The sequence below is a fragment of the Pseudomonadota bacterium genome (assembly GCA_010028905.1).
Taxonomy (GTDB): domain Bacteria; phylum Vulcanimicrobiota; class Xenobia; order RGZZ01; family RGZZ01; genus RGZZ01.
The window spans coordinates 1-10,921 of the sequence record RGZZ01000135.1 but is presented as its reverse complement, the minus strand read 5'-3'; the positions used below and the strand labels follow the sequence as shown (position 1 = coordinate 10,921).

Below are 10,921 nucleotides of genomic sequence, written 5' to 3'. Positions count from 1 at the left end.
CCCCTTCGTAGAATTGCTTTTGCCGCTCCAACGCCTTTGCTCTGCGCGGCCTACTGAGACAGCGAGGGAGACAGCCAGAAGATGGGACCGGGCATCGAGGCACCCGTTCGCTACGACGTGATCGTGGTCGGCGCGGGCCATGCGGGCTGCGAGGCCGCGCTGGCGGCCGCGCGCCTGGGATGTCGCACCCTCGTGCTCACCATCAACCTCGACACGGTGGCGCGCATGCCGTGCAACCCGTCGATCGGGGGGCCGGCCAAAGGGCACCTCGTGCGCGAGATCGACGCCCTGGGCGGCGAGATGGGGCGGGCCGCAGACGCCACCCACGTCCACATCCGCATGCTCAACACAGGCAAGGGACCCGCCGTTCAGGCTCTGCGCGCCCAGGCTGACCGCAACGCCTACAAGGACTACATGAAAGGCGTGCTCGAGTGTCAGCCCGGCCTCGATCTCATGCAGGACGTGGTCGAGGCCATCGAGGTCGAGAACGGCTGCGTCGCAGGGGTGCGCACCCAGACCGGCTGGATCTATCGCTGCCACGCCCTCGTCATCACCACGGGAACCTTCCTCAACGGGCTCTGTCACATCGGAGAGGTGAGCTTCGCGGCGGGGCGTCAGGGCGAGCCCCCTTCCGTGGGGCTCTCGGTCTCGCTCAGGTCGCTGGGCCTCGAGATGGGGCGTCTCAAGACGGGCACACCGCCTCGGGTCAACAAGCGTAGCATCGATTTCTCGCGCACCACGCCTCAGCCGTCAGACGAGACGCCGCTCGCCTTCTCATGCGATGGCCGCCAGGCGCCTCCAGAGCGCCTGCTGCCGTGCTATCTCACCTCCACCACGCCGCGCACCCGCGAGATCATTCTCGCCAACCTGCATCGCTCTCCCATCTACAACGGCGATATCGACAGCCGTGGCCCGCGCTACTGTCCGTCCATCGAAGACAAGATCATGCGCTTCCCCGACAAGGAGACCCATCAGGTCTTTCTCGAGCCTGAAGGGCACGAGACCAACGAGGTGTACGTGCAGGGCATGTCCACCAGCCTGCCGCTCGATGTCCAGGTCGAGCTCATCCGCACGGTGGTGGGGCTCGAGAACGCCGAGATCATGCGGCCCGGGTACGCGGTGGAGTACGATTTCGTGTTCCCCACCCAGCTCACGCACGGCCTCGAGACCCGTGCCGTGCCCGGCCTCTTCCTCGCGGGCCAGATCAATGGCACGACGGGGTACGAAGAGGCGGGGGCCCAGGGCCTCATGGCAGGCATCAACGCTGCTCGCAAGGTTCGCGGCGAGGTGAGCGTGGTGCTCGAGCGCTCTCAGGCCTACATCGGCGTGCTCATCGACGACCTCATCAGCAAGGGAACCCTCGAGCCGTATCGCATCATGACGTCTCGCGCCGAGTTCAGGCTCATGCTCCGCCAGGACAACGCCGATGAGCGGCTCACCCCGCTCGGGCGTACCCTTGGTCTCATCGACGACACGCGCTGGTCGGTCTATGAGGCGCGCATGGCTCGCCTCGACGCCGCGGTGGCGTGGCTGCGCGCCCGCCACGTCCGTCCCGCAGACGTGGAGGCCTTCGCTGCGCACGGGCTCACGGTGGCCACCAGCATCTCCCTTGAGGACGTGCTCAAGCGTCCCCACGTCACGTGGTCGATGGTGGCCACCGCGGTGACCGATGGCCCCTCGCTCGACGAGGGCGAGGCGGCTCGGGTCGAGGTGCGCGTCAAGTACGACGGGTACATCGAGCGCCAGCGCACCCAGGTCGCCCAGCTCTCGCGCATGGAGGACGCGCTGCTCCCCTCCGACGCCGACTACGCAGCGCTGCAGTTCCTGTCGAGCGAGGCACGAGAGAAGCTGTCGCGGATTCAGCCGCGCTCTCTTGGGCAGGCCTCGCGCATCTCCGGTGTCTCGGCCTCTGACATCTCGATGCTCATGGTCTGGCTCGATCAACGCCGTCGCGGCGGCAAGAGCGCCCCGCGGCCTCGAGGCGCCCATTCGGTTGCCCCATCGGGTGGCGCTTCATCGGCGCGCGCAGAAGACGTCGTCGCCAACGCTCAACCGTCGTCTGAGACCAACGCGCGTGTCGCTGGCTGAGGAAGCGGTCCGTCTCGGCGCGCCCCTCAGCGAAGCGCAGATCGACCAGCTGCTGCGGTATCGCGACGCCCTTCTCGCCTCGCCGCACAACGTCACCGCTCTTGCTGCAGAGGGCATCGAGCGCGATCTCATCATCGATGCGCTGGCAGGCGCCGCTTGCCTGCGCGATTTCCCCGGTTCGGTGATCGATGTCGGCACGGGCGGTGGCGTTCCAGGCATCCCCCTTGCGGTGGCAGACCCCACCCGTGAGTTCGTGCTGCTCGACGCCAGCGCCAAGAAGATCGGCTTCGTGCAGTCGGTCATCGATACGCTCGGTCTGTCGCACGCCGTGACCCAGTGCTTGCGCGTCGAGGACGCCGGACGTGACGCCGCGCTGCGCGAGCGCTTCGGCGTCGCGCTGGCCAAGGCGGTTGCGCCCATTCGCGTTCTCGTGGAGTGGCTGGTGCCGCTCGTGGCGCCAGAGGGGCGGGTCTTGCTGTGGAAGGGACCGGCCGTCGACGAGGAGATTGCGGAGGCGGCGGGCGCGCTTGCGGCCCTCGGCGCATCGGTCGAGCGGGTGTGCGAGTATCATCTGCCCGATCGGGAGCGCCGCGCCCTCGTGGTCATCAAGCGACAGACACCGCTCGACGCGCGCTACCCGCGGCGGGTGGGGGTCGCAACGAAGAAGCCGCTGTAGCACGCGGGCTTTCCGGCGCAGGCGTCTGCGCCGCTCATCTTGTGATTTAGCATTCGGATCGCACGCCCTTCAGTCTTTTTTGAGCCACTCGCGCCAGCATGTCGAGGAACACCTTCTTCGCCGCTTTTGGCAGAAGGTCCGAGGAGATCTCATCATGGCGCTTCAGCCGCTTGGCGGCGTCGATTCCGCTGCTCGCTTCGAGCGGGTCAAGCTCATACGTGACGGCGAGGGCAAGGCGCGGTCTGTCGCACAGGTGGGCTCCAATCCCGTTCTGCTCTGCCATTCCCAGGACGGCGCGCTGTCTGCGTTCAAGTCGATGGAGCCCGTCGATGTATCGTGGGAGCAGCCCTTGCGGGAAGAGGCGGCGCGCGAGGTCGTGGCCAGCCGTCTCATGCACGCGCTGGGCGTGAACACCCTGGTGTATCGCGACGCCGTGGCCGACGTCGGCGGGCAGGATCATCGTGGTCTCGCATCAGAGTTCATCGTCCATCAGACCCTTCAGAGCGAGCCAGCGGCCATCGAGCGCCTGCGCGATCCGGACGCGGCCGTGCGTGCGGGCGTGTTCGATGCCTGGATGGGCAACTTCGACCGCATCGCAAACGACGGGAACCTGTGGATGCAGCCGGATGGGGCCATCATCTACGGCGACTACGGCTTCGCCTTCCGCGACGGGGTCACGGCCTGCGGTGTTCCAAAGGTCAACCAGCGCCTGTTCATGCGCTGGGCCACTTCAGAGAATGTGGGGCCGGCCCTCGAAGAGGTGCAATCGCTCTCCGACCAGGAGATCCGTGGCCTCGTCGAGGCGGCCTCGGCCGCGTCGAGCACCGTCTCTTCCGAGCAGCTCGACGGCATCACGGGCGTTCTCACTCGCAACCGGGATGTGCTTCGCACCGAGAACCCCTTCGCGTTCTATCTCACGGGAACGCGCTCACCCAAGCACGGCTTCCCGTTGGGCGCGCAGGCTTCCGCGGCCCTCGCCAGGCACGCGCTGCTGCAGTTCGGGGGTCAGGACGTTTCCTCTCATGAGGTGGCCTCGCGCATCACTGAGGTCGTGCGTGGGTTCTCTCCGCGTCAGGGAGGCGATGTGGAAGAGGTGAGCGAGACGCTGGCAGATCTCGTGACGTGCCACCAGCAGGGTGTGGAGGCGTGCACCCTGGTTAGAGGACACGACTTCGTGGCGTGGCAGCAGGCCTGCAAGAAGCTGCTGCCGCGCGAGGTGTCACGCGATCTGGGTCTCGGGCTGCAGTAGCGCGTCCGACACGCACAGGAACGCCGCTTCCTCGGCGACCCCCCGCCGAGGGTGTTCTTCTTCAGGCTGGGCTCGAGACCAGCTTTCGCTTCCGCACCGTGACGCCGCCGATGGAGACCGTCTCGTCTGTCTCCACGATCGGCTTGCAGGGGCTCGAAGTGCCCGCGGCGGTTACCGTGGAGAGAGGCGCATTGCTCTCGATCTGCGCACCGCGCTCGCGAATGGGCTCGATCGTGAGGATCGCACCGTACGATCCGACGGCACAGACGGCGTCGGGGCTCGAGTAGAGGCCCATGATGGGCTGTGAGACGTCGTACACCTTCGATCCGCCGCTGGCTGGATGGGTCCACCAGAGCGCGTTCTGGGGATGAGACGGGCTGTGGGTCCCTGTGATTACGAAGTACTCGTCTCCCACATTGACGGGCAACGCGCAATCCGTCGTTTGATCAGGGCGCATCCGGATCTCTGTGGGGTAGCTGTCCTGCGGCAGCCGCACATTGCGCTTGTCTGGCCACACCTCGATGCGGCCGACGTGCCCGGGAAAGGTCATCAAGTCGACCTTCGGTACCTGCCGGTGCATCACCATCTGCGCGTACACCCGCTCGTCACCGAGTCGCATGTCCCGAAGTGCGGTGTCGCTGTCGACCCTGCGTGTGAAGTCGAGACAGCCGTCGGTGCCGGCGACGGGTCGGCCTGCTGGCGTCTCGGATGCCAGGGGCCCCGACTGCTGCAGCGCCGGGATCTCCTCTGCGATGACGGGCAGCCAGTCGTCGAGACGGGTCTGCTCTGTCCACGGGTGGTCTGCCAGCAGGGTTCTCTCCGGTTCCCTGGCGCAGATGCCGCCGCGCGCACGGTAGGGCTCGACGAGAACGGTGTGGGGCTGAAGGGCGGGGTCTCCCACCGCGTCCTTGAAGGCCTCGAGGCTCGCATGGGTCGTGACCTGGTCGCCGTCGTACACGCGCACCCCATCTCGGCTCGCGATGGCCAGGCGCCCATCGCTGAACACCGGCAGGACGATCAGGTTCTCCGAAGCGCGGGCGATCTCTACGGGTTCATGACGCACGGCCGTGGGAGAGAGGTCGAGGCGGTACACCACTGACGTGGCACCCGTGCGCATCACCACATAGGCCTGGTCTCGCGCGTCGTCGATCAGGAAGTTCGTGGCCCCTCCCTCATTCTCGAAGGTGTAGCTGCGAAGCACGCCCCCGTCGTCGCCGTGCTGGGTGAAGGTGGTTCCCTGTTCGAGGGAGCAGACCACTGTGGTGCGGTTTGCCAGCGGAAGAACGGCATTGGCCCCGCGCGCGGTGGGCACGCGCGCGATCTCTCCGCGCTGCGGGTCGACGGTGACCAGCGACATCCCCGTTGCGGACAGGCCCAGGCTGTCGGCTCGGCGTCGGTTCTCTGGTGTCGATGGCGCAATCGCACGCTCGGCGTCGTATTCGAGCAGCTGCAACCGACCATCGGGTAGCCTCGCGATGCCACACGACCTGACCTGCTCGCTCGCAAAGGTCACGGATCCCTTGTGGCTGATCTCCACGTTCCCGAGATGGTAGAAGTCACCCGCACCCACGGCAACGGTGCCCCGTCGGGAAGGATCTCGTAGCCTCGCACCTCCCAAGGGTAGGCTCCCCACCCCATCTCTTCGAGATTGGCGTTTGTGAACATGACGGTCTTGTTGGTGAGCACCACCGCTTCGCCATCGATCTGGGGGAGCAGTTCCAACGTGTGGTCCGGGGTGATGCGTGCGATGCTTCCCACGCACGCGCCCGTGGCGGTGTCGTAGGCGCTGAGATCGCGATCGGTCTTCACGTAGGCGCGCGTTCCGGTGGCGTTCGACTGAAGCCTTCCCAGGTTCAGCCCTTCACCGCGCCCTTGGTGAGTCCATCGACCAGATAGCGCTGCAGCGAGAGGAAGACCGCGAGAATGGGCACCGCACCGAGAACGCTGGCGGCGGCGAACTCAGCCCAGCTGGTGTCGTAGCGCCCGCTGATGAACGAGCGCAGCCCCACCGCCAGGGTGTACTGCGAGTCGTCGAGCAGCACGATCGATGGGATGAGGAAGTCGTTGTACGCACCGATGAAGGTCAGCACGCCCACCACCACGAGTATCGGCCCCATGAGCGGCAGGGTGATGAGGCTGAAGGTCTGCCACTTCGACGCGCCATCGACACAGGCCGATTCCTCGAGCTCCTTGGGAATGGAGTCGAGGTACCCCTTGATGAGCCAGATGTTGAACGGAACCCCGCCGCCGGTGTAGATGAGGGTGAGCCCCAGCAGGTTGAACCCGACGATGCCGCCCGTCACCCGATTGAGGAAGTCGAGCAGCATGTAGAGGGCCCACATCGCCATCATGGCGGGGAACATCTGCAGGATGACAAGGGTGAGCAGGCCGTGCTTGCGTCCAACGAAGCGCAGGCGTGAGAACGCATACCCCGCCGTGGTGGAGAAGCAGAGGGCGAGCAGGGCGCTGGTTCCGCAGACCAGCAGGCTGTTGCGCACCCACAGCATGAAGCGCGAGGTGCCCAGCAGCGTGCGGTAGTTCTCGGTGGTGAGGGCGCCACCGGCCATTCCGTAGAGGTTGCCGCCCTTCTGGAACGACGCCAGGGCCACCCAGACCACCGGCATGAGGATGATCATCACCAGCAGCACGAGCACAGCGTGCGTGACAAGAAGCGCCAGGGGGCCGCGCTTGCGTTCCATGCTCAGTCCTCCTTGAAGGCGCCGGTCAGCGACGAGTTGATGAGGCTCAGGGTTCCGATGAGGGCGAAGATCACCACCGCGTAGGCCGACGCGAGACCGTAGCGGTTCAAGTTGAACCCGAGCTTGAATGTGTACGACACCAGGATGTCGGTGGCGCCCGCGCCGTTCCCGTCGGCCATGGGAGGGCCGCCGGCGGTGAGCAGGTAGATGCCGATGAAGTTGTTGAACGCGAACGCAAACGACGTGACGATGACCGGCACCATGGCGTTGCGCAGCATCGGCACGGTGAGACGCCAGAACACCGTGGTCTTGCGTGCTCCGTCGATGGCAGCGGCCTCGTACATGTCAGCGGGAATGCTCTGCAGCGCGCCCAGGATGATCGACATCATGAACGGGAACGTGAGCCAGACGTTCACGGCCACCACCGAGACCCGCGCCCAGCCCGGCTGGGTCAGCCACTCCACGGCCGGCAGGCCCACCGCCTTCAGTGCGGCGTTGGCCGCTCCGAACTGCCCATCGAGCAGACCGCCCCACATGAGCACGGTGATGAAGCTGGGCATGGCCCACGGGATGATGAGCAGGGTGCGATAGACGCTTCGTCCCGCCAGATCCTTGCGGTTCAGCACGAGGGCGAAGGCCATGCCCACCACCAGCGCGCCCGCGACGCTGGCCGCCGACCACACCAGCGTCCAGGCGAACACGCGCAAGAAGGTGCTCAGCTGCGCGCCTGCGAGGATCTCGCGGTAGTTGGCCAGCCCGATGAACGAGGGCTTGTCGAAGTGGTACAGGCTCCAGTTTGTGAACGAGAGGTAGATGGTGTAGAGCGTGGGCATGAGCGTCACCACGGCGGTGGACAGCAGCGCCGGGGCGATGAACGCGTAGGGGGTGAGGCGGTCGCGCTGGTCCACGGCTACTCCATGCTCTTCTTGATGTTCTCGATGATCTGACGAACGGCTTGCGCGAGTCCTGCGTCTGGCGGGGCCTGGCCGCTGGTGATGAGGGTGAGGGCGTCTGCCATGGGGCCCCACACCTGGGTCATTGCGGGTATGGCCGGCATGGGAACGCCCTTGTCGACGCAGCGACCGATGGCGGGCACGTCGGGATTGCGCGCCACCCGCTCGTCGTCCTGCGCGTCGCGTCGCGCGGGGATGCGACCCGCGGCGAGGTTGAGCTCGGCCTCCGCGTTGCGGCTCGTCAGCGCCTGCATCAGGCGAGTGGCCAGGGCGGGCTCTCGCGACGAGCGGCTGAGGAAGATGGCGTCGACAGAGACGAGGGGCTGGGGCCACCGACCGTTGTCGAGCTTTGGAATCGGCACGAAGCGATAGTCGATCTGCTTGTCACGATAGTCTTGCAGCGACCAGGGGCCGGTGATGGTCATGGCGCACCGCCCCTCGCGGAAGAGCGACGACGCGCTCTCCTTGCGCGTGCCCACGGGGATGATGTGTGTCGTGTGAAGCGACTGCAGCAGGGCGGCCGCCTTCACAGCCTCGGGAGAATCGAGCCCCACCTTCAGCGGATCGAGGCCATCTGGGCCTTCGGCGAAGATGTGGGCGCCGTAGCCTCCGAAGAACGGCCAGGCGAAGAAGAGGTCGGTGTCGTCGAAGAGGAAGCCGAACTGGTCGTCGTGGGTGAGCGTCTTCGCCTTCTCGAGAAGCTCGGGGAACGTGTCAGGCACATCGTCGATCAGCTTCTTGTTCACCACGAGCCCCAGCGTGCTCACGCTGACCGGGAGGCCATACAGCCGTCCGCGGTAGCGCACGGCCTGCAGCGCCACGGGAAGGTACTCGCTGGTGCTGGCTTCGGCCAGGTCGACTGCAGAGACCATGTCTGCTTGCGCGAACGTGCCGATCCAGTCGTGCGGCCCGGTGATCAGGTCTGGCCCCTGGCCCACCGGAACGGAGACCTGCACCTTCGCCTGAAGCTCCTGGAAGGGTACGCGAATGATGCGCACGCGCACCCCTTCGGCGCCTTCGAAGGCGTCTGCGGCTCTGCGCAGCACGGGGATCTCGGAGTCCTTGAAGGCCGTCCAGACCACGAGCTCACGCTCACGTGCCGCGCGGCTCGAGGAGAGGGCGAGCAATGTGATCAGAACGGCAAGCGTGACGCCGATGACGAGGGCAAAGGAGACCTGACCTCGTTGGTTTTGAGATGGCGCCACGGAAAAAATAAGAGGCCGACGGGGAGGGGGGCTGGGGGAGGTGAGGCCCCGACGGCCAGAGAGTGGACCTTCCGACTGTTGGCGTCGGTACCAGTCCGTGATCATCATATACCCTGCTGCACTGCAAATCAATCCTCCGGCTGCGGTTCCGCTCAGCGAGTCGAGATGCGTCGAGCGGAACAGGTTGGCCGTGGCCGTCGAGTATTTGTCGACGTGCCGTTCTTTCCTGCCTCCATCGCAGCAGAGGGTGCCCTCGCGAGATAGGAGATGCCGCTCGCCTCCGAGGAATATTCACCTCCTGCGCCAGAGCGTCTGGGCTTCTCGGCGCTCAAGAGCGTGCAGCTTGCCCGTTGGGAGGGGTCTGGGTGCGCAACCGTTTTGCGGCAGACAGGCGTGAGGTGGGGTGGGTCCTCCGCCAGTTGATCGTGTCGCTGATTCTCTGCATCTGCGTGGCGCGGCGTTCGCAGGCCCATCGCATCCAGCGTGTTCTGCTCATCACGGTGGACTGCCTTCGCGAGGACTATGTCGACGACCGCAGCCATGTCGCCTCGATTCCCAACATGCGCGGGCTCATCGATGCGGGCACGTCCTACACGAATGCCTATGCCCAGTCTGAGACAACGATGGCGGCATCTCGCTGGATCCTCGACACGGCAGCCAGCGATTCGGTGACCGCTGACGGGCTTCGTGCACAGCCGCTGGCGGAGAGATTGCGGCGGAACGGTTTTCGCACCGCGGCCTTTCTCTCTACGTTCATGCTGTGGTCAGACGCGTCTGAACAATGCGTGCGACCCGGGGTTTGAGCTCTTTCACTGCCCTTCTCCCAGCAGTCAGCCAGAGTGGCGCTCGGGAGACGAGGCCACCACAGAGGCGGTGGCGTGGATTCGCGAGCATGCCGCTGATGAGCACTGGTTCGCGTGGGTCATGATCTGGGACATCCATCAGGCGCGAAGTCTGCTGGCCCAGGGCAGGATCACGGCGGAGGCGACCGATACGGTCTACGACAGCGGGGTGCGCTCGAGTGATCGATGCTGCGGGCGTTTGCTCGAAGCGCTGAAGGCCACGGGCCAGGCCGATGACACGCTCGTGGTGCTGACGGGCAACCACGGCTTCCCCCATGCCCAGACCTCGAATCATGTCTACGGCCTGTCCGAGGAGCTGCTTCACGTGCCCCTGGTGCTCTGGGCGCCAGGCCATCTGTCGGGGGGGCGGCGCATCGATGCGCCCGTCGAGCACGGAGACGTGACGCCGACCATTCTCGGCCTCGTCGGTCTGCCGGTGAAAGGGGAGATCGGTGTGAATGCGCTCGGCCCCCTCGACGCCCATCGTCCGCTCTTTGCCCAGACCTGCGATTTCAAGTGCAGCAGCGTACAGATGGATGGCTGGCGATACATCGAGTACGACCGTGATCTCGAACTGGCTCTGCCGGGCACGGGCGGCATGTCTGGGGAGAGAGGGTCGACCTGGAAGCGCGCCGGTTCTGCCGAGCTGGTCGACGTGAACGATGTTGCGGGGGAGAGCGATGTCTCCGCCTCACATCCGCAGGTGGTCGCACGCATGCGCGAAAGCCTGCATGCGTGGGAGCAACGCACCTCTCGCGTCCCGCGTGCGGCGCTCCTGCCCGAGCAGGGCCGTACCGAAGTCGAACTGCTGCGAAAGCACGGGTACTGGTCGTGTCTGACGTCAGGTCGGGCGTGTGGCCAGGGCGTTTCATGACCCCGACACGGAACGTTCCACACGATTGCGGGTTGCGCGACGAGAGCCTCCATCTTCGCTTCAGAGGAGAACAGGGGGGGGGATGGAAACAATATGTCCATGAGTCCACAGACGGGCAAGGTCGCCTCCAAGACGTCCCGCAAGGGAGAGCAGAAGGCAAGCGCTGCCAAGAAGCCTTCCAAGAAGGCTGCGTCTCCCCGAACCTCGAGCAAGGTCTCAGACGACGATCTGGGCTTCCTGAGGCGCGCCGAGGCCGTTCTCGTGAACGGCCTCGAGGTCGCTGTTGCGCTCGCGTACTCGCCCGGCTCAACCCCTGTCGTGCTCTGTGCTGAACA

General features: G+C 65.8%; 10 protein-coding genes. 5 read left to right on the top strand and 5 right to left on the bottom strand.

The window, feature by feature from the left end; all coding sequences use genetic code 11:
- The first annotated feature begins 81 nt into the window (after positions 1–81).
- The 3 genes from mnmG (at position 82) to EB084_11260 (ending at position 4,013) form a co-directional block, all read left to right on the top strand.
- Positions 82–2,088, top strand: a complete 2,007-nt coding sequence (mnmG, locus tag EB084_11270) for a tRNA uridine-5-carboxymethylaminomethyl(34) synthesis enzyme MnmG (protein ID NDD28834.1) — start codon at positions 82–84, stop codon at positions 2,086–2,088.
- The gene (gene rsmG, locus EB084_11265) at positions 1,874–2,764 is read left to right on the top strand and encodes a 16S rRNA (guanine(527)-N(7))-methyltransferase RsmG (GenBank protein NDD28833.1); all 891 of its coding nucleotides are present in this window, start codon (positions 1,874–1,876) and stop codon (positions 2,762–2,764) included. The genes mnmG and rsmG overlap by 215 nt, the downstream gene beginning before the upstream one ends.
- 154 nt (positions 2,765–2,918) lie before the next feature.
- Positions 2,919–4,013, top strand: a complete 1,095-nt coding sequence (locus EB084_11260; protein ID NDD28832.1) for a hypothetical protein — start codon at positions 2,919–2,921, stop codon at positions 4,011–4,013.
- Between the two features lie 61 nt (positions 4,014–4,074).
- Here EB084_11260 and EB084_11255 read toward each other — a convergent pair whose 3' ends face one another.
- Genes EB084_11255 through EB084_11235 form a run of 5 tightly spaced genes read right to left on the bottom strand, consistent with a single transcriptional unit; the run spans position 4,075 to position 8,978 of the window.
- On the bottom strand, positions 4,075–5,466 hold the full coding sequence (locus EB084_11255) for a hypothetical protein (protein ID NDD28831.1): 1,392 nt from the start codon (positions 5,464–5,466) through the stop codon (positions 4,075–4,077).
- A 56-nt stretch (positions 5,467–5,522) separates the two neighbouring features.
- Positions 5,523–5,822 carry a hypothetical protein gene (locus EB084_11250; GenBank protein ID NDD28830.1) on the bottom strand — a complete coding sequence of 100 codons (300 nt, stop codon included), beginning with the start codon at positions 5,820–5,822 and terminating at the stop codon, positions 5,523–5,525.
- A 44-nt stretch (positions 5,823–5,866) separates the two neighbouring features.
- On the bottom strand, positions 5,867–6,712 hold the full coding sequence (locus EB084_11245; GenBank protein NDD28829.1) for a sugar ABC transporter permease: 846 nt from the start codon (positions 6,710–6,712) through the stop codon (positions 5,867–5,869).
- A gap of 2 nt (positions 6,713–6,714) precedes the next feature.
- A complete protein-coding gene (locus EB084_11240) occupies positions 6,715–7,620 on the bottom strand; it encodes a sugar ABC transporter permease (protein NDD28828.1) in 906 nt (301 codons plus the stop codon).
- Positions 7,621–7,622: 2 nt separating this feature from the next.
- A complete protein-coding gene (locus tag EB084_11235) occupies positions 7,623–8,978 on the bottom strand; it encodes a maltose ABC transporter substrate-binding protein (GenBank protein NDD28827.1) in 1,356 nt (451 codons plus the stop codon).
- A gap of 567 nt (positions 8,979–9,545) precedes the next feature.
- Between EB084_11235 and EB084_11230 the strand changes: the two genes are divergently transcribed.
- Together EB084_11230 and EB084_11225 are read left to right on the top strand one after the other, a co-directional pair.
- Positions 9,546–10,586 (top strand): hypothetical protein, encoded by a 1,041-nt coding sequence (locus EB084_11230; GenBank protein ID NDD28826.1) that lies wholly within the window; start codon positions 9,546–9,548, stop codon positions 10,584–10,586.
- A 99-nt stretch (positions 10,587–10,685) separates the two neighbouring features.
- A partial coding sequence (locus EB084_11225) for a hypothetical protein (protein ID NDD28825.1) occupies positions 10,686–10,921 on the top strand: 236 nt, incomplete at its 3' end.

Bases quoted from the DNA above. Each gene is read 5' to 3' on its own strand.
- EB084_11245 (NDD28829.1), bottom strand. From the start codon at position 6,712: ATGGAACGCAAGCGCGGCCCCCTGGCGCTTCTTGTCACGCACGCTGTG.
- mnmG (NDD28834.1), top strand. From the start codon at position 82: ATGGGACCGGGCATCGAGGCACCCGTTCGCTACGACGTGATCGTGGTC.
- EB084_11235 (NDD28827.1), bottom strand. From the start codon at position 8,978: ATGATGATCACGGACTGGTACCGACGCCAACAGTCGGAAGGTCCACTC.
- EB084_11260 (NDD28832.1), top strand. From the start codon at position 2,919: ATGGCGCTTCAGCCGCTTGGCGGCGTCGATTCCGCTGCTCGCTTCGAG.